Origin of the sequence: Marinomonas sp. UCMA 3892, assembly GCF_012726345.1 — a bacterium.
GTDB lineage: Bacteria > Pseudomonadota > Gammaproteobacteria > Pseudomonadales > Marinomonadaceae > Marinomonas.
The window spans coordinates 191,151-215,508 of sequence record NZ_PTXN01000002.1 but is presented as its reverse complement, the minus strand read 5'-3'; the positions used below and the strand labels follow the sequence as shown (position 1 = coordinate 215,508).

The 24,358-nt window shown below is 42.0% G+C and carries 22 protein-coding genes; 18 read left to right on the top strand and 4 right to left on the bottom strand.

The features are described from left to right. Positions 1 to 45 precede the first annotated feature (45 nt). The 3 genes from parC to bfr (B6N13_RS03890) all read left to right on the top strand — a co-directional run bounded on the left by parC (position 46) and on the right by bfr (B6N13_RS03890) (position 3,413). Positions 46 to 2,343 (top strand): DNA topoisomerase IV subunit A, encoded by a 2,298-nt coding sequence (parC, locus tag B6N13_RS03900; RefSeq protein WP_012070524.1) that lies wholly within the window; start codon positions 46 to 48, stop codon positions 2,341 to 2,343. Between the two features lie 120 nt (positions 2,344 to 2,463). After that, positions 2,464 to 2,937, top strand: coding sequence for a bacterioferritin (gene bfr / locus B6N13_RS03895; RefSeq protein ID WP_012070523.1), 474 nt, complete (start codon positions 2,464 to 2,466; stop codon positions 2,935 to 2,937). Between the two features lie 11 nt (positions 2,938 to 2,948). After that, positions 2,949 to 3,413 carry a bacterioferritin gene (gene bfr, locus B6N13_RS03890; protein ID WP_012070522.1) on the top strand — a complete coding sequence of 155 codons (465 nt, stop codon included), beginning with the start codon at positions 2,949 to 2,951 and terminating at the stop codon, positions 3,411 to 3,413. A 13-nt stretch (positions 3,414 to 3,426) separates the two neighbouring features. Here bfr (B6N13_RS03890) and B6N13_RS03885 read toward each other — a convergent pair whose 3' ends face one another. The 3 genes from B6N13_RS03885 to B6N13_RS03875 all read right to left on the bottom strand — a co-directional run bounded on the left by B6N13_RS03885 (position 3,427) and on the right by B6N13_RS03875 (position 5,164). Continuing rightward, complete coding sequence (locus B6N13_RS03885) at positions 3,427 to 3,621, bottom strand: (2Fe-2S)-binding protein (RefSeq protein WP_012070521.1); 195 nt, start codon at positions 3,619 to 3,621, stop codon at positions 3,427 to 3,429. Between the two features lie 188 nt (positions 3,622 to 3,809). Continuing rightward, positions 3,810 to 4,469, bottom strand: a complete 660-nt coding sequence (locus B6N13_RS03880; RefSeq protein ID WP_348981523.1) for a DsbA family oxidoreductase — start codon at positions 4,467 to 4,469, stop codon at positions 3,810 to 3,812. A 20-nt stretch (positions 4,470 to 4,489) separates the two neighbouring features. Further along, complete coding sequence (locus tag B6N13_RS03875) at positions 4,490 to 5,164, bottom strand: DNA-3-methyladenine glycosylase I (protein WP_012070519.1); 675 nt, start codon at positions 5,162 to 5,164, stop codon at positions 4,490 to 4,492. 411 nt (positions 5,165 to 5,575) lie between these two features. On the opposite strand from B6N13_RS03875, the gene B6N13_RS03870 reads away from it, so the two are divergent. The 5 genes from B6N13_RS03870 to B6N13_RS03850 are packed head-to-tail and all read left to right on the top strand — an operon-like array spanning position 5,576 to position 9,923. After that, positions 5,576 to 6,301, top strand: coding sequence for a pyridoxine 5'-phosphate synthase (locus B6N13_RS03870; protein ID WP_169458557.1), 726 nt, complete (start codon positions 5,576 to 5,578; stop codon positions 6,299 to 6,301). 30 nt (positions 6,302 to 6,331) lie between these two features. Further along, entirely contained in the window at positions 6,332 to 6,934 is a 603-nt protein-coding gene (locus tag B6N13_RS03865) for a tRNA-uridine aminocarboxypropyltransferase (RefSeq protein ID WP_169458556.1), read from the top strand. A gap of 38 nt (positions 6,935 to 6,972) precedes the next feature. After that, positions 6,973 to 7,266, top strand: coding sequence for a DUF1244 domain-containing protein (locus tag B6N13_RS03860; protein WP_012070516.1), 294 nt, complete (start codon positions 6,973 to 6,975; stop codon positions 7,264 to 7,266). Next, positions 7,241 to 7,963: a transglutaminase-like cysteine peptidase gene (locus tag B6N13_RS03855; RefSeq protein ID WP_083766346.1), complete on the top strand. Its 723-nt coding sequence runs from the start codon at positions 7,241 to 7,243 to the stop codon at positions 7,961 to 7,963. Before B6N13_RS03860 ends, B6N13_RS03855 begins: the two co-directional genes overlap by 26 nt. Positions 7,964 to 7,973: 10 nt before the next feature. Continuing rightward, the gene (locus tag B6N13_RS03850; RefSeq protein ID WP_169458555.1) at positions 7,974 to 9,923 is read left to right on the top strand and encodes an EAL domain-containing protein; all 1,950 of its coding nucleotides are present in this window, start codon (positions 7,974 to 7,976) and stop codon (positions 9,921 to 9,923) included. A 40-nt stretch (positions 9,924 to 9,963) separates the two neighbouring features. Here the strand turns inward: B6N13_RS03850 and B6N13_RS03845 are convergent, their stop codons facing one another. Next, positions 9,964 to 10,335, bottom strand: a complete 372-nt coding sequence (locus tag B6N13_RS03845; RefSeq protein ID WP_012070513.1) for a hypothetical protein — start codon at positions 10,333 to 10,335, stop codon at positions 9,964 to 9,966. Between the two features lie 144 nt (positions 10,336 to 10,479). Between B6N13_RS03845 and B6N13_RS03840 the strand changes: the two genes are divergently transcribed. The 10 genes from B6N13_RS03840 to nirB all read left to right on the top strand — a co-directional run bounded on the left by B6N13_RS03840 (position 10,480) and on the right by nirB (position 24,355). Continuing rightward, positions 10,480 to 12,768 (top strand): type I secretion system permease/ATPase, encoded by a 2,289-nt coding sequence (locus tag B6N13_RS03840; protein ID WP_169458554.1) that lies wholly within the window; start codon positions 10,480 to 10,482, stop codon positions 12,766 to 12,768. Positions 12,769 to 12,770: 2 nt separating this feature from the next. Continuing rightward, positions 12,771 to 14,102 (top strand): HlyD family type I secretion periplasmic adaptor subunit, encoded by a 1,332-nt coding sequence (locus tag B6N13_RS03835; protein WP_012070511.1) that lies wholly within the window; start codon positions 12,771 to 12,773, stop codon positions 14,100 to 14,102. Between the two features lie 104 nt (positions 14,103 to 14,206). Beyond that, the gene (locus tag B6N13_RS03830) at positions 14,207 to 14,842 is read left to right on the top strand and encodes a response regulator transcription factor (protein ID WP_012070510.1); all 636 of its coding nucleotides are present in this window, start codon (positions 14,207 to 14,209) and stop codon (positions 14,840 to 14,842) included. Positions 14,843 to 15,040: 198 nt separating this feature from the next. After that, positions 15,041 to 15,649: an ANTAR domain-containing protein gene (locus tag B6N13_RS03825; RefSeq protein WP_169458553.1), complete on the top strand. Its 609-nt coding sequence runs from the start codon at positions 15,041 to 15,043 to the stop codon at positions 15,647 to 15,649. Beyond that, entirely contained in the window at positions 15,646 to 16,839 is a 1,194-nt protein-coding gene (locus B6N13_RS03820; protein WP_169458552.1) for a CmpA/NrtA family ABC transporter substrate-binding protein, read from the top strand. The genes B6N13_RS03825 and B6N13_RS03820 overlap by 4 nt, the downstream gene beginning before the upstream one ends. A gap of 347 nt (positions 16,840 to 17,186) precedes the next feature. After that, positions 17,187 to 18,584, top strand: coding sequence for a CmpA/NrtA family ABC transporter substrate-binding protein (locus tag B6N13_RS03815; protein WP_169458551.1), 1,398 nt, complete (start codon positions 17,187 to 17,189; stop codon positions 18,582 to 18,584). Between the two features lie 64 nt (positions 18,585 to 18,648). Then, entirely contained in the window at positions 18,649 to 19,620 is a 972-nt protein-coding gene (locus tag B6N13_RS03810) for an ABC transporter permease (protein ID WP_012070506.1), read from the top strand. A 41-nt stretch (positions 19,621 to 19,661) separates the two neighbouring features. Next, complete coding sequence (locus B6N13_RS03805; protein WP_169458550.1) at positions 19,662 to 20,510, top strand: ABC transporter ATP-binding protein; 849 nt, start codon at positions 19,662 to 19,664, stop codon at positions 20,508 to 20,510. Then, complete coding sequence (locus B6N13_RS03800) at positions 20,488 to 21,726, top strand: FAD-dependent oxidoreductase (protein WP_169458549.1); 1,239 nt, start codon at positions 20,488 to 20,490, stop codon at positions 21,724 to 21,726. The genes B6N13_RS03805 and B6N13_RS03800 overlap by 23 nt, the downstream gene beginning before the upstream one ends. 70 nt (positions 21,727 to 21,796) lie before the next feature. Then, a complete protein-coding gene (nirB, locus tag B6N13_RS03795) occupies positions 21,797 to 24,355 on the top strand; it encodes a nitrite reductase large subunit NirB (RefSeq protein WP_169458548.1) in 2,559 nt (852 codons plus the stop codon). Positions 24,356 to 24,358: the final 3 nt, after the last annotated feature.

Below are 24,358 nucleotides of genomic sequence, written 5' to 3'. Positions count from 1 at the left end.
CGCCGATAATTTGCCCATGCAAACGATTATAGAAGGAAAGTTTCCTTGAGTGAGTTGTCAAATTTCGAGTCGAATGAAACCCTTTCATTAAAAGACTACACAGAAAAAGCGTACTTGAATTATTCCATGTACGTTATTTTGGATCGAGCCTTACCGCATATCGGTGATGGCTTAAAACCTGTTCAGCGCCGAATTATTTACGCGATGAGCGAACTAGGGCTAAAAGCCACGGCCAAATATAAAAAATCTGCTCGTACTGTAGGGGATGTGTTGGGTAAATTTCACCCACATGGTGACAGTGCTTGTTATGAAGCTATGGTGCTCATGGCTCAACCTTTCTCTTATCGCTATCCACTTGTTGATGGTCAGGGTAACTGGGGGGCACCAGATGATCCAAAATCTTTCGCGGCAATGCGTTATACCGAATCGCGTTTGTCAAAGTACGCTGATGTCTTGTTAAGAGAAGTGAGCCAAGGCACTGTGGATTGGACGCCTAATTTTGATGGTACATTACAAGAACCATCGGTTTTGCCGTCTCGTCTGCCTAACTTATTACTTAATGGCACGACGGGTATAGCTGTTGGTATGGCGACGGATATTCCGCCGCATAATCTGCGTGAAATTGGCGGTGCTTGTATTCACTTGCTTAATAATCCAAACGCTGAGTTAGATGATTTGCTTAATTTTGTCCAAGGCCCTGATTTTCCAACGGGTGGCGAAATTATTACGCCAAAAAGTGACATAGTTAGGCTTTATGAAACTGGTAAAGGGCAGATAAAAGCTCGAGCTCGTTTTACGATTGAAGAAGGCGAGATCGTTGTTAATGAACTGCCTCATCAAGTGTCTGGCAGCAAAATATTAGAGCAAATTGCCGCACAAATGCAGGCGAAGAAATTGCCAATGGTTGTGGATTTACGTGATGAATCAGATCATGAAAATCCTACTCGACTGGTAATTGTGCCTAAATCAAATCGTGTTGATATTGATTCTGTCATGACGCATCTTTTTGCGACCACAGACCTAGAAAAATCCTATCGGGTCAATATGAACGTAATTGGTTTAGACGGTTTACCTCAAGTTAAGCCGCTAAAGAATTTCTTATCTGAGTGGTTACGCTTTCGTATTGATGTAGTGCGTCGTCGTTTGCAATTCCGTCTTGATAAAGTGAATAACCGTTTACATATTTTAGAAGGTTTGTTAATCGCCTACTTAAATATTGATGAAGTTATCGAGATTATACGAACAGAAGAAAAACCAAAAGTAGAGTTGATGGCGCGTTTTGGTTTGAGCGATATGCAAGCTGAATCTATTCTAGAATTGAAGTTGCGTCACCTTGCTAAACTTGAAGAGATGCGTATCAAGGGTGAGCAAGACGAGCTAGAAAAAGAGCGTAAGCAATTAGAAGGTTTGCTGTCTTCTGATCGTAAGTTGAAGAAATTAATCACCGAAGAGATTCAAGAAGCGATTGATGATTTTGGTGATGATCGTCGTACTCCGATTGTTGCTCGTAAAGAGGCGCAAGCTTTTAGTGAAGAAGATCTATTATCGAATGATCCAATTACGGTGGTTATCTCTAAGCAAGGTTGGATTCGTGCAGCAAAAGGCCATGATATTGACGTAAATGGTTTGAGCTACAAGTCTGGTGACGAGTTCTTAGTAAGCACTAAAGGTCGTTCTAACCAAACGCTTGTTTTGCTTGCGTCCAATGGACGAACCTATTCTATCAAGGCGCACACCTTACCATCTGCCCGAGGTCAAGGTGAGCCAATCACGGGTCGTATTTCGTTAGAAAAAGATGCGACAATAGTGTCTGCAGTGCTGGATAATGAAGAAGCACATTACTTGATTGCAAGTGATGCGGGCTATGGCTTTGTTGCGCAATTAAAAGATCTATATGCCAAAAATAAAGCAGGTAAAGCGACCTTGTCGTTACCGAAAGGTGCTCGAGTAATGGCGCCGGTTCCAGTACAAGACCCTGTATCTGGACGCGTTGTGGCTATATCTAATGAAGGTCGGATGTTGGCCTTTGATGTGGCTTCCTTGCCGCAAATGGCGAAAGGTAAAGGTAATAAGATGCTTAGTATCCCAAGCTCTCGTGCTGCAGATAGGGAAGAGCTTGTCATTGCTCTGGCTTGCGTTCAGCCCAATGATTTACTGACGGCTTATGCTGGAAAGCGTTTTATATCATTTACCGAAAAAGACCTCGAAGAGTATCTAGGTGAGCGTGGTCGAAGAGGCTTGAAGTTGCCTAGAGGGTTTCAGCGAATAGATAGTCTTGAAGTAAAAGTAGGCGAAGGTAAAGTTGTTAAAAACGATGACCCCCCAAGCCAAGATTTGTTTTAAAAAAGGAAACTAATACTAGAGTCTGGGATTATGTTCTAGACTCTAGTATTTTATGAGTCGAGTTTTGAGTGCTGTACTCATTATGCGAAATGGACTTGCCAGCAATAAGAGGAGAAGAATATGAAAGGCAGTAAAAAAGTAATCGACGGTTTGAATGCGTTATTGGCTAATGAATTAGCGGCCATTGACCAGTATTTCATCCACTCACGTATGTACGAAGATTGGGGATTGAGCAAGTTATATGATCGCCTTAATCATGAAATGGAAGAAGAAACCCAACATTCGGATTGGCTTATTAAGCGAATTTTGTTTTTGGAAGGTGTGCCATGCATGACTAAACGTCGTGATTTGCTAATTGGCTCTGATGTTCACTCTATGATGAGTAATGATTTAACGCTTGAGCTTGAAGTTGTTAGCTGCGTAAGAGATGTGATTGCAATATGTGAGTCAGAAGGCGATTACCAAACACGTGAGACCCTTGAGAAGCTGTTGTTCGATACTGAAGAAGATCATGTTTATTGGTTGGAAAAACAGCTTGGTCTAATGGAAAAAATTGGTATGCAGAATTACTACCAATCTCAGATGGGCAACTAAGGAGAGGCGCTATGAAAGGGGATCGTGACGTAGTCGCCAACCTAAATAAGGTATTAGCCAATGAATTGGTAGGTATTAACCAATATTTTCTTCATGCTCGTATGTTTAAAGATTTTGGTTTTAATGCGCTTGATAAAGCTGATTATAAAACCTCCATTCAAAAAATGAAAAATGCCGATCGTTTGATTGAACGAGTTTTATTTCTAGAAGGTTTACCTAATCTGCAAGATCTTGGTCGTCTGCGCATTGGGGAAAATAGCGAAGAAATGATTTCGGCTAACTTAGAGTTTGAATTAGATACTTTGCCAGCACTTAAGGCAGCAATTGACTTGTGTGAGCAGAAAAAAGACTTTATGAGTCGTGATACGCTGGAAAAAATACTAGAAGAGCAAGAAGAGCAAATAGATTGGCTTGAAACTCAGCAACACTTGATTGCTAGCTCTGGCATTGAAAATTACCTGCAATCCCAAATGTAATTCAATGCTGCAATTAAGCTACTTGAACTTGAGTTTCAGCAATTTTGATTAACTCACTGTTTAGTAGCTTTTTTGCACACTGACAGCATTTTCCGCACTGGCTACCAATGCTGTGCTCTTTGTATAGCTCACGCATGGTTGTTGCCCCTTCTTGAATAGATGCTTTGATTTCTCTGTCTGATACTCGGTTACAAATACAAACGTACATAAATGAAAATCACTCTCACTAATATTCTAATCATCCGATTGTATTTTTAATGTTAATGATTATCAATAGATAAAAATTTATCTGTTTGCATAGCTTGATAGTTTTTTTTAGAGTTTCGCTGAAGAGTTAACGATAAGACTAAATGACAGCTTTAGCCTTATCGTTAATGGAAGGTGGAGTTTTATGGATTACAACTCTTTTTCTGCAATATCGGTAAGCACTTTTAGGAAAGATTCTGGATCGTGAGCACCTTGAACCATGTATTTGTCGTTGATGACGTAAGTCGGCACAGAGTTAATATCCAAACCACGCAAATGCTGTAGTTTTTTCTCTGTCAGCGTTTTAGCTTCTGCACTTAATGCGTATTCAATATCGGCTTTTTGCATACCGATACTAATGGCAACTTCTTCTAGAATGCTCTTTGACCCAATGTCTTTTCCGTCCGTAAAATAGGCATGGAAGGCTGCTAAGATAAACGGTGTCGCTAACCCTGACTTAGTGGCAGCAAGCACAAATTGGTGAGCAATTTTGGTATTAGGGATGCGGTCTTTTTCGGAAAAATTAAATTCAATACCAGCCTCAATACCGACCTGTTGAATGGCGTGTGTGGCTTCATTAAGTTTTTCCTGACTGCCAAACCGCTCGCCGAGGTACGTTTCTCGGTCGGCACCTTCTAACGGCATATCAGGATGTAGCTCAAAGGGTTGCCAACGAATGTCGATTTTATAGTCATCGCCTAATTGTTCAATGGCTTGTTTAAGGCGAGAATAACCTAGATAGCACCAAGGGCAAACGACATCTGAAATAATGTCGATACGTAGATCGGCCATGAGTTCTCCTAAAAAAATTGTAGTTTAAAGTATTTTGTTTAGTTGACGCTTAGCGCAATGCATTGGCTAATTGCTGTATAGGAGCGTCCGCTTTCTTTGTGCCAGTGATTAAACGCGCCTTGTGCTGCTTTCCAGGCTGACTGAGTGTCTCTTCCTGTGGTAATGATCTCGTGTTGACGTAAATAGCCTTCAACATCTTTGGTTAGCATAAAGGTGTCTTTGCCCATTGCTCTTAATGTATAAGGGCCGGTGTTACCGCCAAGACGAGCTCCATGTTTTTTCAAGTAGGCCCAGAGACCAATAATGTCGTCATTCGGCCAGTTAGCAACAAAGTTAGAGAATGTTCCATGGCTGGCTTGGCATTCGCTAATCATTAAGGCGTTTTCTCTAATCGTCATCACCTTGCCAAAATTACGAATGATGCGTATGTCTTTGGCTTTTTCTTCCCACATTTCATCGTGAATGAGTAACATTTTTTCAATGTCAAAACCAAAGAATACCGTTTCAAAACCTGGCCATTTATTGCGCACTACTTGCCAATTAATGCCAGATTGAAAGACTTTTTGAGAGAAAGCCGCCAGCCATCTATCATCAGTATGTTGATTAAGCTGTGCCGTGCTTAGCGGAGTCGAAAGCATGGTTTCTAGGTGTTTTGTTCCGCCATGTCGAAGGGCGGCTCGGTCATAAATAGATTGAAAGAGTTCGTATTTCATCTTGGACTCCTATTTTGTGGCGGCCAGTTTACCATAAGCCTTGCTCTAGGGAAGGTGCGAATAAGTCTACTAAGCCTCAGTCTTTCAGAGAAATCGTCAAATAAGGCGCGACTCTGAAGGAATGTAGGTACCTTTCAAAGAGTCGCAACGACATGTGGCGTTTTCTCTGAAAGACCCGCAGGGCATGTCCTAAAAGCCTGTATTCTTTGTTGAGCACCTCGAAAATAGAACCACTATTCACATTCGCTACTCGCCTCGAATAACAGGCTTTTATCCACATGCTGAGACAAGAGGACTTGTTCGCACCTTCCCTAGATAATGGCTGAGCGGATAACTTGTTTGGTATTTTAGTGATGGACGCTATGTGTTTGTCCTATAATGCTAATAAATGACCCTGTCGAGAGAAGTTGAATGACACACTTAAGCGTTAATCTGAATAAAATTGGCTTGCTTCGAAATTCTCGTGGAAGAGATTATCCAAACTTAATTGATATGGCGGAGCGTACGCTGGAACTGGGTGCATTTGGTATTACCATTCACCCAAGACCAGATCAGCGTCATGCGACTTATCAAGATGCTTATGATTTGAAAGAATTATTGAAGCGTTTTCCTAAGGCGGAATTGAATATCGAAGGTTTTCCTGATGCGCAATTTTTAGATGTTGTATTAGAAGTGGAACCAGATCAATGTACTTTAGTGCCTGATGATCCGAATCAGCTAACATCGGATCATGGTTGGAATATTGCCCGTGATCAAGATGCTTTGCGTCCCGTGATCGCCAAACTTAAAGCAAAAGGTATTCGTGTTGTCTTGTTCATGGATCCTGATCCTGAAAACATGGTTTTAGCAAAAGAAGTGGGCGCTGACCGTGTGGAGCTTTACACTGAAGCCTATGCCAATGCGTTTGGTAAAGAGGGATTTGAAGACGTTCTTGATACGTATCAGCACGCTGCACAAGCGGCTTTGGATGCTGGGCTGGAAGTCAATGCAGGACATGATTTAGATTTAAATAATGTTCAAGCTTTGTGTGAACAAGGTCGAATTATGGAAGTATCGATTGGTCATGCTTTGACGGTTGAAGCTTTGGATCTCGGCTGGAATAACGTTGTAAAAGCCTATCTTGAAAAGTTGGCTTGAAAAGTAGGTGACTAAACTAGAGACTCGAGCATGCAAAGCGCAAAAAGAGCACACTGTGGCAATTGTCACTTTTTAATAAAACAGTGTGTGTGTAAGTGGATACCCGTGCTTTCTACGCGATTAAAGATCTTGATTTTGCAAGACCCTAAAGAAGCGAAACATGCTAAAAACACCGTGTCATTGTTGTCTTTAGGATTGCCGTCAGTGGAATGTATTTCGATAGCAAATCACGATGTGCTATCGAGTACTTTGAGACAAAAAGATCCGGCTAAATGGCGTTTGGTGTTTCCATCGGATGATGCTGTGCCTATAGAATCAATAGATGCCAGCTCGGCTACTGAGGTTGAAGGGTTAATTTTACTTGATGCCACTTGGCGGAAGGCGAAGAAATTCTATTTCACTGAATCTCTACTACATGCTTTTAAAGCGGTGTGTTTTTTGCGCCCACCAGTAGGGCAATACAGTATTCGCAAGTCACCCAGCATGGAGTCATTATCAACCTTGGAAGCGTGCGCGTATGCAATAGAGCAAGTTACTAATGAAAACATGCAACCACTAAGAGACTTTATGGTTGCGGCGCAAGAATGGCAGTGGCGCAAGCAGCCTCTGAGTCATCGACACCTTGACTGTTAACCTGTGATAAGAAAAAAACAGAGGGATTTAAGATTATTATGAGCAAACAAACTGAAATCGAAGCCGCTGTATTGCGTCGCTTGTTGAAACATCTTGACGAAAATAAATCTGTGCAAAATATTGATCTGATGAATTTAGCTGGATTTTGTCGTAACTGTTTGAGCAAATGGTATATGGCCGAAGCAGAGCAACAAGGCGTGAAAGTAGACTACGATCAAGCGCGAGAATTTGTCTATGGCGAACCTTATGACACTTGGAAAGCCAAGTATCAACCAGAAGCCACAGCAGAGCAGCTGGCCGCATTTAATGCAAAGTCTAAGTCTGACAAGTAGCTTTGCGGTGAGAAAACGATTTGGTTCGTTTTTTTCCTATCTAAGAAGCAGCAAACGTCTGGTTTGTGTGCTTCTTATTATGTGTTTTGTGCCGCATTGGTGGTTGTACGCCGATGTGTCAGACAAATATCGAAAGTTAGCGAAACAAGCTGGTACAGTCTATGGTGCAGGTGCAGAAAAGCGTATTTTAGCTTGGCGAAAGCTCATTGATGATTCTCGATCTTTACCTATTGTTGATCAGCTCACTCAAGTGAATAACTTCTTTAACCAGATGGATTTTGTCGACGACATGACTTTGTGGGGAAAGGAAGACTATTGGGCAACACCCATTGAATTTTTAGGTATGCAAGCTGGAGACTGCGAAGACTTTACCATCGCCAAATACTTCACGCTCAGAGAGCTGGGTGTGCCAGATGAAAAGCTACGACTTGTGTATGTAAAAGCGTTAAAGCTTAATCAACATCATATGGTATTGGCGTATTATCATAAACCAACGTCTGTCCCAGTCTTGCTTGATAATCTTGATAAAGAATTAAAACCCGCGTCAAAGCGTAATGACCTCTTGCCTATTTATTCGTTCAATGCAGAGAATTTGTGGCTTTCAAAAGAAAAAGGGCGCGGTGTGTTGGTAGGTGGCTCATCTAGATTGAGCTTGTGGACAGATTTAAATAATCGTTTTAATACGATGACAAACTAGGAGAACTTGGATGACGCTGTTCCGCCAATTAATGATGACGATTATTGCCATATTCTCATTGATGCTCGCCGTGGTGATGGTTATCAATTTTAATACCACCAAGGGCTATTTAATCGGGCAATTAGAATCAACGACCCAAGACTCAGCCACCTCTTTGAGTATGTCTGTCTCCGACTTTATGGCGATGGAAGATTATGCTTCTGTAGAAAGTAGCATTAATGCTGTTTTTGATAGCGGCTATTTTTCGGAAGTTCGTATTCATGTTTACGATACAGATAAAAATATCACCCGTTCCAATGAAACTAAAATAGACGGTGTTCCTAATTGGTTTATTCAGCTAATTGATTTCAAGGTGCCAGTGGCTAAAGCCGTTATTTCAAATGGTTGGAGTGAGTTAGGACAGGTTTATATCACAGGTAGTGCAGGGTATGGCTACAATCAGCTTTGGCTTGCTTCACGGGATTTATTAGTGTCATTTTTTGTGATTGGTGCAATCACTCTGGTTATTGGCAGTTTTGCGTTACGTTATTTATTTCGGCCTTTGGCTGAGCTTGAAAAACAAGCGGAAGCGATTCAGCAACGCCGTTTTATTAAAACCATTGCAGTGCCTAAAACACGAGAGCTAAAGTCTGTTGTGTTGTCTATGAACCGAATGGCAGAAAAACTAGAAAAAGAGTTCGCGTCGGAAGTCGAGACGGCTCAATGGCTGCAAGCCAAAGCGTTTAAAGACCCAGTTAGTGGATTAGGTAATCGACATTTTTTTGAAAGCCAGATGAAATCACATTTTGCTGAAAGAGAGCGCGGTATCGATGGGCTAGTTCTGATTAGTTTGGCGGATTTGGGTAAGTTAAATAATGAGCGTGGTTATGAATCTGCGGATATGTTTATCCAATCTGCCGCTGATATTTTAACTAAAAAAGTATCGACGCTGTCTTCTTTTTCTACTTTAGCTCGTTTATCTGGGGCGGACTTTGTTTTGCTTATTCCTAATTTTGATCACAGTCAGCTTACTAAAGTGGTCGATGAGATTATGTCAGAGTTAATGGAATTGAATACAGCAGGCATTAGTTATTCTGCTGCGGTGGCTAACATTGGTGCAGTGACCATTGATGGATCGGTAGAGCGTTCAAGTGCCATGTCTCAAGCTGATGCTGCTCTGCGTGAGGCGAAACGAGAGGGTAGCAATTCGAGTAAAGTGTTTGATCTTAATATGGGCCAAGATATGGCCATTAGTAAAACGGCTTGGAAAGAAATATTAGAATCAGCCATACGGCATAAATCTTTCAAACTTAAAAAACAAAAAATTACAACTTTGGATGAAACGCCAACTATTTTGCATGAAGAAGTCTTTATGGGCTTGGAACATGCAGGGAAAGAGTATCATGCGGGGTATTTTATTGGTTTGGCTGAACTGTTTGATTTAGGTAGTCAAATAGATCAAGTCATTATTGGACGAGTGATCGAATACATTAAATCGAGGCAGCTTACAGTTCCATTAACTGTAAACTTGTCAGCGTCTTCTTATGCTAAGCCTGCTTTTATTACATGGTTAGACAAAACATTGAGCAACCTTAATGTAGACGTAAAAAGTAAATTGATGTTTGAAATTTCGGAGCAGAGTGTGTTGATTGAAGAGACACAGGCGAATGAGTTGGCTCAGATGCTAAAAACACAACGAGTGCAATTTGGCATTGATAATGTGGGTAAACAGTTCTCCGCCTTTCAATATCTACAAACTTTGATGCCGGATTACGTTAAGGTGGATTCTTCTTATACCCGAATGGCAGCAGGTAAAGAGTCTGAATCTTTCTTCATGCACACCTTGTGTAAGATGTTTGGTAGCTTAAATATTGAGGTGATTGCGACGGGAGTTGAGAGTGAAAAACAATGGATAGCATTGAAACGCTTTGATGTATCCGGTGGCCAAGGATTTCTAATCGGTCGCGCACAGGATATGTAGATCGATGTCGCTTTCTTGTTCCTTTAAAAATGAAGATACTTTAGATTAAAGCGTCTTCATCGTCTCCTTCGGCAATGCCACTATCTGTCATTAAGCTTTCGTCATGGTTGCTGTGTACGCCACGAACCCATTTTCTACCGAGTAATTTCTTTTGCGCGGCTAGAGGTAATTCAGTAAATTGTATTAAGCGTTTTTCAGTTAGAAGGTCTACCAAATCTTCAAGTATTCGCATCATTTCGCCGTCAGAACTAGCGAGAATTTCTTGAGTGCTTGTGCTTGCTGTAGTGAATTTTTTTTCCAATATGCTAGCAACTGTCGGATCATTTGGTGCAACCAGTAGTTTGTACTCATCTGATTGAGATGTGGCGACATCAATAATTACACCATTTTCATTGACTTTTGCGTATAGCATGTTGATTTCCTTCTGTGTTTCAATTTGTAGTAAGGCATAAGTTCGCTTCACATATTACTTAATAAACACTATTCTAGACCATAATTAATAAGCTATTTGTTTATAAAAAAACAGATTTTCGGTAGTTTTAGGAGAATATAGAGTATGTCTGACTCTGGTCGTTCAGAACAGAACTCTTCGTCACCTTTAGAAAATGATTCGTATGAAGAAAATGAAGTTACAAATGAATCAGACGAAGGGAAGACGGATGCAGAAGTTGAAGATGGTTCTAAAGAGGATGTTGATCAGTGGGATACACAAGGTGCTTCATTAGAATACCCTAATCCTCTGTTGGATTGCTTAGTACTGTTAAGTAAATACTTTCATAATCCCTATACTTCGGATGGTATAGCTTCAGGTTTACCTATTACCGACAATGCTATGACACCAGAGCTTTTTCAGCGTGCCGCTAAGCGTATTGGTATTAGCACACGTTTTGTTAAACGACCTCTCGTAAAAATCCCCAATATGGTCATGCCGGCGGTGTTGTTATTAAGGGATCAACAGGCCTGTATTTTACTTGAATTAGATAAAAAGCAAGGCACCGCAAAAATACTTCGCCCAGAATCTGGTGAGGGGGAAATTATTCTTCCTATCGATAAGCTTGCCGAGTCATGCACTGGTTATTGTTTTTTTGTTCGTCCCTTATATCAATTTGATAAACGCTCCGAAAAAAGCGATGAGAAAGAAAACAAAAAAGGACATTGGTTTTGGGGAACAATTTCTGGTTCTTGGCGAATTTATAGAGATGTTTTTATTGCGTCTTTGTTAATTAATATTTTCGCCGTTGCTAGCCCTCTTTTTGTTATGAACGTTTATGATCGAGTCGTGCCGAACAATGCATTTGATACACTTTGGGTGTTGGCCATCGGTGCCGCTGTCGTGTACTTATTCGACTTTTTGTTACGAACCTTACGTGCATATTTTATCGACATTGCGGGCAAGAAATCCGATATTTTGATATCAGCGGCTATCTTTTCCAGAGTGAATAACATCACCATGGCATCGAGACCTAAGTCTGTCGGGGCTTTTGCTAAAAACCTACAAGAATTTGAAAGCATCCGAGATTTCATTACATCAGCGTCTATCACCACTTTGGTTGATATTCCTTTTATGTTTCTGATTATTGGTGTGATTTGGCTGATTGGTGGTCCTGTTGGCTATATTCCCATTGTAACCATTGCTCTGATCGTCCTTTATAGCATCATCATTCAAATACCATTACGTCGCTCTATCGAAGAGGGCCAAAAAACGGCATCACAAAAAAATGCGGTTTTGATTGAGAGTTTGTATAACGCGGAAAGTGTGAAGCTCAATAATGCTGAAGGCGTGATGCAGAAACAGTGGGAAAATGCGGTTGGTAATATTGCTGATTGGGGCGTCAAAACTCGTCAGTTGTCACAATCTTCTTCCTCTTTTGCGATGGTAGCTCAGCAGCTAACTACCGTTATTATTGTCATTGTTGGGGTGTATCAAATATCCGAGGGCAATATGAGCATGGGGGCTTTGGTTGCGTCTGTTATGTTGACTGGAAGGGCACTTGGCCCTATGGCGCAAGTAGCAGGTTTAGCGACACGCTATAACCAAGCAAAATCTGCTTTTACTTCTCTAAACGAAATCATGTCTTCGCCTGTTGAAAATCCGGATGATGTCAAGTTTGTTCATCGCCCAGTGTTTAAGGGAGAATTTCAATTTGAAGCAGTTAACTTCGCTTATCCTGATCAAGAACAAGCCGCAGTTAGTGCTATTAATATTAATATTAAGCAAGGCGAAAAAGTCGCTATTATTGGCCGGATCGGTTCTGGTAAATCGACCCTCGGTAAATTGATGACGGGTCTTTATACGCCTGATAGCGGTGCGATAAGAATTGATGGTGTGGATCTACGCCAAGTAAACCCAACCGATCTACGTCGGAATATTGGTGCAGTTTCGCAAGATGTGAATTTATTCTATGGCTCGATCAAAGATAACATCGTGATGGGCGTTCCTTATATGGAAGATGATGCCATTATTCGTGCGGCGGACCTGTCCGGAGTATCTGAGTTCGCCAATCGTAAGCCAAGCGGCTTAGACAGCATTGTTGGTGAACGTGGTGCCTTGTTATCTGGAGGTCAACGTCAAAGTATTGCTATTGCAAGGGCTCTGCTCTTTGATCCGCCAATTTTGATTTTGGATGAGCCGACAGCTTCGATGGATAACACCACCGAGTCTCGAATGAAGCGTCGCTTAATAGAGGGGGTGAAAGACAAAACCCTTATTTTGATTACACATAAGGCCTCTATGCTAGACATGGTCGATCGAATTATCGTTATGGATAATGGTCGCTTGATTGCTGATGGTCCAAAAGCGCAAGTGCATGAAGCGCTTCGTCAAGGCAAGTTGAAGGTCAGTTAATAATGAGTAATAAAAATTCGATTTCACAAGATGATTTAGAGTATCTAACGGACCGAAATGCGGCCTTGATGTTGAAAACACCACGTGGCGGTAGAATTATCCTTTGGGTGATTTTTATTTTCGTGGCAGCGGCATTGGTGTGGGCTAATTATACGGCTTTAGATGAAGTTACTGTGGGCGAAGGGAAAGTCATTCCTTCTAGCCAAGTCCAGCAGATTCAAAACCTTGAAGGTGGTATTTTAAAAGAAATTAATGCCAAAGTAGGTCAAGTAGTCGATAGTGGGCAAGTGTTGATGACGATAGAAAATACTGAAGCTTTGTCATCATTGCGTGAACAGCAAGCCGAATCGATTAATTTAAAAGTTCGAGCGACTCGATTACAGGCTGAATCTTACGGTCTGGAGCCTAAATTTGATCCGGAAATCATGAAAGATTATCCGCTGGTTGTAAAGCGTGAACTTGATTTATATAACAACAGATTAGAGTCTTTACGGACTAACCAGGTTGGCTTTCAGCAGCAGATTGAGCAAAAGAAACAAGAAATAGTTGAGTTACAGGCAAAACTAGAAAACTTAAAACAAAGTTATGCCTTTTCTAAGGAAGAGTTGGCATTAACTCGACCTGCGTTTGAGCAAGGAGCTGTGTCTAGGGTTGAGTTATTGCAGCTCGAACGCCAAGTCAATCAGTTGCAAGGGGATTTGGAAGCAACTCAGCTAGCGATTCCTCGGGCGCGTTCAGCGCTGAAAGAAGCGCAAAGTAAGCTATCCGAAGGTGAAGCGAAATTTAGGGCGGATGCTCAAGAAGACCTAACTGGAGTAAAAAGTAAATTAGATCAGTTACGCGAAAGCAATGTGTCTCTTGAAGATAAAGTATCGAGAACACAGGTTAGATCACCAGTAAAAGGTATTGTGAAACAGATTCAAATTAATACAGTTGGTGGTGTTATCAAGCCCGGTATGAACTTACTTGAGATTGTTCCAATTGAAGATTCTCTGTTAATCGAAGCAAAAGTACGTCCTGAAAATATTGGTTTTATTAAGCCTGATTTGAGTGCAGTGGTGAAATTATCAGCCTACGATTTTGCAATTTTTGGTGGTTTGCATGGTGTGGTGGAAAACATTAGTGCGGATACTATTCTCGACGAGGAAGGAAACAGCTTCTATCTTGTTCGGGTAAGAACGGATAAAAACTATTTAGGTACTAAAAATGCGCCATTGCCTATTATACCTGGTATGCAGGCAACAGTAGATATTATTACAGGTAAGAAAACTTTGTTAGATTATTTGCTAAAACCTATTTTAAAGGCAAAGCAAAATGCGCTTCGTGAGCGGTAATTACAAAAATCTTTTCAAGCAAGGCTGTTAGTTACAAATGTTAACATTCCGCTATTGTTTGCTCGTTAGAATGGTATATCGCACTTGATAGGACGAGACTTATTTTGAAAACTTTGTGTTGGAATACAGATGACGCCGTATGGAAACATTGGAATCAAATAGTCAGTGTAAGTACCTCATTAGTTCGAGTTAAGACTCTGGAAGAGGTGTATTACCAATTAGAGACTAATGTTTCTGGTTTTCAGTACTGTTTTATATATCTAGAAGATATTTCTTTACCAAAACAGGTGGAGGAAGTGGTTGCTCTTTGCTCTGCGTTTCCAAAGCAAAAAATTATCGTCTTCCCTAATCAGTCTAGTCAAGCAGCGGCATTAAGGCTCTTCTCGGTTGGAGTGAGTGGTCAGTGTGCTCCTTATATTGGTAAAGAGCAGCTTTCCTTGGTGTTATCGGTTGTTGATTCTGGTGAGATTTGGGGGGGCAAAGCCTTCATTCAGCAGCTGATTATGCAATCAGCAACAAGCGAACCACTTCATAATGACGAGCTAGATGACCTTTCTGAGCGAGAGTTAAAGGTGTCGAGTTTTGTATCTAAGGGGCTATCAAATAAACAAATCGCACTGGAAATGGGAATTACCGAGCGCACAGTAAAAGCGCATTTGACGTCAATTTTTAAGAAAACCAACACTAAAGACCGCTTGGCTTTAGCTCTACTCGCACAGACTCGATATGCGGTGCATTGATTTGGTTCTTTAGTAGCGCTAGTTTGCACTGCTTCAGTTCGTACTTATTATTTGTGTGTCCATTTTTGACTAATCACTCTTAAAAGGCTCTATTTAGAGCCTTTTTTGCCTCTAATTTCTAGAAAATTAATGTGTCGAAATGGCGCATATCTTGCATTTTATCTGAAAGTAATTTTACGATTTTTAAGAGAATGCACCATGCCTGCGCCGCCCCCTGAAAAAGAATTAACCGTGATGCTTGTCGATAATGAGCCTGCAAGGGCAGCCATTGTTGAACAAGCCATGATAGACAGTGGTTACCGTGTTATTAGACGGCTGGAGAATGCCAAAAACCTCACGGAAGCGGTTAATGAATACCAGCCAGATATGGTGATTATTGATATCGAGTCTCCTGATCGAGATATGTTGGAAAATATGTCTCGACTCACTAAAGATAACCCTCGTCCTATTGTTATGTTCGCTGAAGAAGATGATTCCCGGCACGTGGAAGCGGCTATTCGCGCTGGTGTGAGTGCTTATGTTGTGGATGGCGTTAATAGTGGCAGCGTCAAAGCTTTGCTACAAGTTGCCATTGCGCGGTTTCGAGAGTTCCAAGCATTAAGGATGGAGTTGGACTCCGTGAAAAGCCAGCTCGAAGACCGTAAGCTGATAGAAAAAGCAAAAGGTTTGATAATGAAACATCAACAATGTGATGAGCCAGCAGCCTATAAAGCGCTTCGGAAACTAGCGATGGATCGTAGTCAGCGAATGACTGACGTAGCTCGAAATATCATATCAGTGATGGAATTGATGGGAGGTTCAAAATGAACCTGATACAGCCAAATACTATTATTCAAACTAGTGAACCTGTTCGTATCGGATTTATTCCGCTTATCGATTGCGCGCCTTTTGTGATAGCTCAAGAAAAAGGTTTTTTTATTCAAGAAGGCGTGGACGTGGTGTTATCTAAAGAAGCATCCTGGGCCAGTATTCGCGATAAAGTTGCCTTCAATTTGCTTGATGGTGCGCATATGTTGGCGTCTATGCCGATTGCTGCTAGTTTAGGTATTGGCACTATTAAGACGGCTATGCAGACGAGTTTTACCGTCAGTCATAATGGTAACGGCATCACGATTGGTAATGCCCTGTATGAAGAGTTGCAGCATTACGCTGAGTCTTCTACTGATATCCGCAGTGGAACAGCGCTTAAAAGGCTGCTCGATGCGCGAGGTATAGATGCCGATCCATTGCGTTTTGCCATGGTCTACCCTTATTCATCCCATAATTATCAATTACGAGACTGGCTAAGCCGAGCCGGAATTGATTCCGATAAAGATGTGCAAATAGTTGTAGTTCCCCCAGTAAAAATGCTCGATAGCTTAAAATCCGGTGATATTGATGGTTATTGTGTGGGAGAACCATGGAACAGCCTTGCAGTAGAGCAAGGGGTTGGGCACATGCTTGTGACAGGTTATGAGATATGGGGAAGTACACCTGAAAAAGTATTTGGCGTAAATTCCGCTTGGGCTGAACAGAATCTGGAAGTGCATTTATCAATTATTAGAGCATTAGAAAAAGCGTGTTTATGGGTTGATGAGCCAAGTAATCAAACGGAATTGCTCAGTATTTTAAGCCATCCAGATTATTTGAATTGTACGTTGGAGCAATTGGTGTACGGTTTTAGTGCCATTAAGCCAAAAGGCCAATTTGATTGGCCTATGAAAGCCTATCAGCGTTTTTCAGGTCATGAAATTAATAAGCCTCTGCCAAGTTATGCCCTGTGGATCATGGCGCAAATGCATCGCTGGCATCAGTTGGGGGATATTAAGATGCTGAATACAATTGCTGAACAGGTTTATCGTCAGGATCTTTATTTTAAAGCTTTAGGGCTAATAGAAGAAAAAGATCATATGAACTGGCATTTATCTGCCGAAGATGAATCTGGTTGGTTAGATGCCGTGGCTTCTGGAAAGATACGATTGCACCCTGACGGTATTTTGAGTGGTTTTGCAAAGTAATAAGTCCCATAAGGGTGTCTTATTTTGGTGCGTACCGCATGATAATTGGGCAAATAAAATGGTCTTTTTTGCTTATTGTTTGCACTGGATCGGGTTTAATAATAAAAATTCTTTAAAATCATATGGTTAGTTTTTTTGGCACATTGTGTGCTCTACAAGAGATATAGAAACATAGAATTTAAAATTTTGGTGAGGCTAGCAATGGTAGTTAGTTATCACCCACATTATTGATTGTCCAATGTAGGATTTTCTTTGAATGGCAAAGGCGCCTGCGAACACATTTTTTGTGATTCGCATGCGCCTTTTTTGTTTTTGTACTTTATTAATCCCTTAAGCGGAGCGTGACTATGAACCTAAGATATTTGAAAACGGCTATTGGCTTGCCGATCTTTATTAATGCCACTCAAAAACTAAGTCTGTCTATCGTGCTGGGTTCTGTATTAATGACTGGTGCTGCTCACGCAGAGCTGGGTTATGCAGAAAAAGAAGAGCTGAAATTTGGTTTTATCAAATTGACAGATATGGCGCCATTGGCTATTGCCTACGAAAAAGGCTATTTCGAAGATGAAGGTTTGTATGTCACTTTAGAAGCGCAAGCGAACTGGAAAGTATTACTAGATCGAGTCATTGATGGTCAGTTAGATGGGGCGCACATGCTAGCGGGCCAACCGCTTGGTGCAACCATAGGATATGGCACGAAAGCTCATATAGTGACGGCTTTTAGTATGGATTTGAATGGTAATGGCATTACCGTTTCAAACGATGTTTGGGATGAAATGAAGAAAAACATTCCTAACGGTCCAGATGGTAAGCCTGTTCATCCAATCAGTGCTAGCGCGTTAAAACCTGTGATCGATGGCTATAAAGCTCAAGGCAAGCCTTTCAAAATGGGCATGGTGTTTCCTGTATCCACTCATAACTATGAATTGCGTTATTGGCTTGCTGCTGGTGGCATTCACCCTGGTTATTACGCACCAGAGCGAGGTGATACCAGCGGTCAGATCAACGCCGATGCCTTGTTGTCCGTAACTCCGCCACCACAAATGCCAGCCACCATGGAAGCTGGAACCATTTCTGGCTACTGCGTAGGTGAACCTTGGAACCAACAAGCGGTATTTAAAGGTATTGGCGTGCCAGTTATTACCGATTATGAAATTTGGAAGAACAACCCTGAGAAAGTCTTTGGGGTCAGCAGTGATTGGGCTGAACAATATCCAAATACTCATATCCGCGTTGTGAAGGCCATGATTCGCGCGGCAAAATGGTTAGATGAAAACAACAATGCGAATCGTCCTGAAGCCGTGAAAATCCTCTCTCGTAGCCAATATGTTGGTGCGGACTATGATGTTATTGCCAACAGTATGACAGGCACTTTTGAGTATGAGAAAGGCGATAAACGCGAGATTCCAGACTTCAACGATAACGCAACTTACCCTTATTACAGCGATGCGATTTGGTATCTAACGCAAATGCGCCGTTGGGGACAGATTGCTGAGCCAAAATCCGATGAATGGTATATGAAAACGGCGAAAGACGTTTATCGTCCAGACATTTATGCGCAAGCGGCAAAATCTTTGATTGAAGATGGTGTGATGATGGCGTCTGAGTTTCCAGATTTTGAAAAAGAAGATGGTTTCAAACCACCACAAAGTGACTTTATTGATGGGGTTACTTACGACGGTAAACACCCAAATGATTACTTGAAAAGCTTCAAGATCGGCTTAAAAGGCGACGACAAAATCTAACGTAAACAAGATAAAGCGGCTGCATAGCGTAGCCGTTTTATGAGTTAAATTGAGTGAGTAAAAGATGATGATAGCAAGCGTAACCATGGCCTCGTTAAAAGACAAAATAAGTGCCTTTTCTTTGAAAGGAATCTTGCTGCCTGTCTTCGGCATTGTAGTGTTCATCTTGTTATGGCAAGCCGGCGCGAGTCGGGTGCATACCTCGTTGGGAGAGTTTCCTGGGCCTGTTGTAGTTTATGAGCAATGGAACAGCTTGCTAGCCGAACATCAAAATGAGCGTATAAAAGAAGAAAAATTCTACGCGCGTCAAGAAGAAAGAATTGCTGAGCGACAAGCAAAAGATCCAAGCTATGTTGGCAAGCTAAGAGACTATACAGGCAAGCCTACTTTTTTTGATCAAATATTTACCAGCCTTTATACCGTATTAGCAGGGTTTGGTTTGGCGAGTTTGATTGCTATTCCATTAGGTATTTTAATCGGATTAAACCGTTCAGTTTACAGCGCGTTGAACCCTGTTATTCAGGTTTTTAAACCTGTCTCTCCTCTAGCATGGCTGCCTTTGGTAACTATGGTAGTGAGTGCGAGTTATGTATCTGATGATCCTATGTTTTCCAAATCGTTTTTAACCTCCATGTTCACCGTAACCTTGTGTTGTATGTGGCCTACTTTGATTAACACGGCTGTGGGTGTTGCTGCCGTCGAGAAAGATTTGTTGAACGTTTCCAAGGTTTTGCAGCTTGGCTGGATGACTCATGTGATGAAAATCGTCATTCCATCCGCAATTCCTTTGATGTTTACCGGTCTGCGTTTATCGCTCGGTATTGCTTGGATGGTGTTAATTGCTGCAGAAATGCTGGCGCAAAACCCAGGTCTTGGGAAGTTCGTCTGGGATGAATTTCAGAACGGTAGTTCGAATTCTTTGGGGCGAATCATGGTAGCGGTATTGATGATTGGTTTTATTGGCTATTTGTTAGACCGAGTCATGTTAACAATTCAGCGCTTTGCTTCTTGGGATAAAACTCAGGTACTTCGCTAGAACAAGATAGCTAAAAGAAAAATGCTAACGGGAGAATGAACATGGCAACACATTTAGACATCAGTCATATATCGATTGAATTTCCAACTCCAAAAGGGCCGTTTAAGGCTTTAGATAATGTCAGTTTAAAAATTGAGAAGGGCGAATTTGTTTCACTCATTGGTCACTCTGGTTGTGGTAAATCTACGGTTCTGAATATTGTCGCGGGTCTATACGATGCGACTGAGGGCGGCATTTTATTAGATGGCCGAGAGGTGAAAGGGCCTGGCCCTGAACGTGCGGTGGTGTTTCAAAACCATTCATTATTACCTTGGTTAACGTCCTATCAAAATGTTGAGTTGGCGGTTAAGCAGGTGTTTCGTAAAACCAAAACCAAAAAAGAAATGCATGACTGGATCATGCATAACCTTGAGTTGGTGCACATGACGCATGCGGCTGATAAACGTCCAGATGAAATTTCAGGCGGTATGAAGCAGCGTGTTGGTATTGCTCGAGCTCTGGCTATGGAGCCTAGTGTTTTGCTTATGGATGAACCCTTTGGTGCGTTGGACGCTTTAACCCGTGCACATCTTCAAGACTCTTTGATGGAAATTCAAAAAGACCTTAACAACACAGTGATTATGATTACTCATGATGTGGATGAGGCTGTGTTGTTGTCGGATCGTATTGTCATGATGACTAATGGCCCTGCTGCCACGGTAGGAGAAATATTGCATGTGGATTTAGAGCGTCCTCGTGATCGTTTAGCGTTAGCGAATGACCCTAGATACGTTGATTATCGTACGCAAGTATTAACTTTCCTCTATGAAAAGCAGCGCAAAGTTGAGCCAATTCAAGTGGCGGCTAAAAATAATAAGGCGACAGCTAATGCCAAAGTTGCCAATGCTTAACAAACGTCATCTTGTCATTGTTGGTGCCGGAATGGCCGGTAGCAAATTGGCGCATGATTTGTGGCAATCCCATGGTCACTTGTTCCAGATCATTTTGATCGGGGAAGAAGCTAACGTGGGATATAACCGAATTCTGCTGTCTTCATTATTGGCCAATGAGATTTCTCAGGCTGATATGCCGTTAGTGGATATGCAACGCATGTGCGATGACGGAGTACAGGTGCTTGCTAATGATCCAGTGACCAGCCTGAATGTAGGGGCGAAAACCCTTACGTTAAAAAGTGGGCAGCTCATCGGGTATGACAAATTGGTATTGGCAACTGGCTCAAGGGCCTGCTTATTACCAATCAAAGGCAGAGAAGCGCCAAATGTTATGGCTTTTCGTACTTTGAAGGACGTGGAGGTTATGACTCAACTAACTGGCTGCCAGAAAATTTGTGTTATTGGTGGTGGTTTGTTGGGATTAGAGGCGGCGGCTGGTTTGGTAAAGCGCGGACACAAAGTAGTCGTGTTTCATCGCTCTAATTGGTTGCTAAATAGACAGCTAGATGAAGAAGCGGCAGGGCTTTTGCTTAATAGATTTAAGCAAATGGGCATTGAATTTCGACTTGGAGAGTCACCAGTTTCATTTAGGCAGCAGGATGATGGTCGAGTTTCCCATGTGGAGTGCCAAAGTGGGGAGTCATTAGCGATTGATTTAGTGGTTATGGCAGCTGGGATTTCGCCAGAGATTAACTTGGCAAAAGCCGCTGGTTTAGAGACCAATCGCGCCATTATTGTCGATAAAAAAATGCGAACCTCTCATGCTGATATTTATGCTTTGGGGGAGTGTTGCGAATTTGACCAACAAACATTTGGTTTAGTCGCACCTATCTGGACACAAATTAATGTCTTGCTGAAGGTGTTGGCTGGTGAAGAGGCTGTATTTGATATTGAGCCTACACCAACAAAATTAAAAGTGTCCGGTGTTCATCTTTTTTCTGTGGGAAAGATTCAACCTTCAACAGAAGATAGTTGTATCGTTTTCAAAGATGTGGGCGCAAATCATTACCGCAAACTAGTAGTCAACGAAGGCATACTGGTTGGCGCAATTCTTTATGGCAACGTCGCCGATGGAAACTGGTATTTCCAGTTAATTCAAAATAAGACCAATGTCTCTAACATGCTTGATTTTCTGGTGTTTGGTGAAGCCTATTGCTGTCCCCAAGTGGCCTAAATTGAGTCGTTTTTGGTGTTGTTAGCCGTTAGGCATGTTACTTAAAAAGAGTTACAGCGAGGAAAATATAATGACGTCAACCGTGTCTTTTCTTACTACAAAACCTCATCTCATTGTCGTTGGCAATGGCATGGTCGGTCACCACTTTGTTGAGCAGATAATCGCTCAAGGTGGTCACGAAACCTTTCAAATTACCGTATTCGGTGAAGAATCTTATTTAGCCTATGACCGAGTGCATCTTAGTGAGTATTTCACTGGTAAAGGTGCGGCTGACTTGGCGATGACGGATGGTACTTTATATGATGAACATGGCGTGCGTTATTTCACCAATAGTTTAGTGACCGAGATAGACCGTGAAGCGAAACAATTGATATTGCAAAATGGTGAAGCTTTAGCTTATGACAAGCTTGTGCTGGCGACTGGGTCTTACCCTTTTGTACCGCCTATTCCTGGTCATAAACGTGATAACACCTTTGTGTACCGTACTCTTGATGATTTGGACGCCATTCGAGCTTGTGCAAAACAAGTAACACGAGGAACGGTTGTAGGTGGTGGTTTGCTTGGATTAGAGGCAGCCAATGCGCTGAAAAACCTTGGTTTGGAAACCAGTGTGGTTGAGTTTGCGCCTCGTCTCATGCCAGTACAGCTGGATGAACAGGGCGGAGCTGTTCTAAAAGAGATGATAGAAGGTTTAGGGGTTCAAGTTTACACCAACACAGCAACTACAGAGATTGTCGATGGGGAGATGGCTTTTCATCGAATGAACTTTGCTGATGGCTCTTATCTTGAAACAGATTTAATTTTGTTCTCTGCAGGTATTCGACCGCAAGATGCTTTGGCGCACCAATCAGGATTGAGTGTTGGTGAGCGTGGTGGTATTTGCGTCAATAACCATTGCCAGACCAGTGACGAAAATATATACGCTATTGGTGAGTGTGCGCTTTGGAATAACCGTATTTTTGGCTTGGTAGCGCCGGGTTATGCCATGGCAAAATCGGCTGCTGGGCATCTGATGGGTGATGCGGGCGTGACCTTTACTGGCGCAGACATGAGTACAAAATTGAAACTCTTGGGCTGTGATGTTGGCTCTGTGGGTGATGCCCATGCACAGTCTCAAGGTTGTAAAGTCTTTGTATATCAAGATGAATTGAGTCAAAGCTATCGCAAGATGGTGGTATCTGAAGATGGCAAAAAGCTGTTAGGGGCTGTATTGGTTGGTGATAACAGTTACTACGACACCTTGTTGCAGTATTACCTCAATGGGATTGATCTTCCTACACAGGCGCAAGCTCTAATTTTGCCTGCAATGGATGGGGCACCTGTTGGATTAGGGGTAGATGCCTTACCAGCAACTGCATCGATTTGTAGCTGCCATAATGTTTCTAAGCAAGATATTAGTGATGCCGTGTGCAATGGCGCCTTATCTGTGGGCGATGTAAAAGGTATCACCAAGGCTGCTACGGGTTGTGGTGGCTGTGCTGCGCTATTGAAAAAAGTCGTTGATAACGAATTGTTAGCGTTGGGTGTTGAGGTCAGCACAGACATTTGTGAGCACTTTGCCTACACCCGCCAAGATTTATATAACTTAGTGAAAGTAGGTGAAATTAAAACTTTTGCTGAGTTATTGAAAACGCATGGTAAAGGTCATGGTTGTGAGATATGCAAACCGGCTGTGGGTTCTATTTTAGCCAGCGTTTGGAATGATTACGTACTGAAAAAAGAGCATATCAGTTTGCAAGACACAAATGATCGCTTTCTTGCCAATATGCAAAAAGACGGTACTTATTCCATCGTACCTCGTATTCCCGGTGGTGAAATTACCCCTGAAAGATTGATTGTATTGGGGGAAGTGGCAAAAGAATACGGTTTATATACCAAGGTAACAGGCGGTCAACGTATCGATTTATTTGGTGCAACCTTGTCACAATTGCCACAGATTTGGGAGAAGCTCATCGCGGCAGGGTTTGAAACCGGTCAAGCCTATGGCAAGTCTTTGCGTACGGTAAAGTCTTGCGTTGGTAGTACTTGGTGTCGTTACGGGGTGAATGACAGTATGAAAATGGCGATTGATTTAGAGAATCGTTATAAGGGACTGCGCTCACCTCACAAGATTAAGTTTGCTGTTTCTGGTTGTACACGCGAATGCGCTGAAGCTCAAAGTAAAGACATTGGGGTGATTGCGACCGAAGGCGGTTGGAACCTATATGTGTGTGGTAATGGTGGTATGAAGCCGCGTCACGGAGATCTTTTTGCGAAAGATTTGGATGACGAAACCTTGGTGAAATATATCGATCGAGTATTAATGTTTTACACCAAAACAGCTGATCGATTACAGCGTACCTCGGTTTGGATGGAAGGTTTAGAGGGTGGTTTAGAGTATCTAAAAGATGTGGTGATTAACGACAAGCTGGGATTATGCGCTGAGCTTGAAGCAAGTATGCAGCACGTAGTGGATACCTTCCAGTGTGAATGGAAAACCACTTTGAAGGATCCTGAAGCACTCAAAACTTTCCGTCAATTTGTTAACTATGAGGGAAGCGATAGCAATGTGGTGTTTGTTGAGGAGCGTGACCAAATGCGCCCTGCAACTGAGTTTGAAAAACAGCAATTAATTGCGAAGGTGGGCTAATAC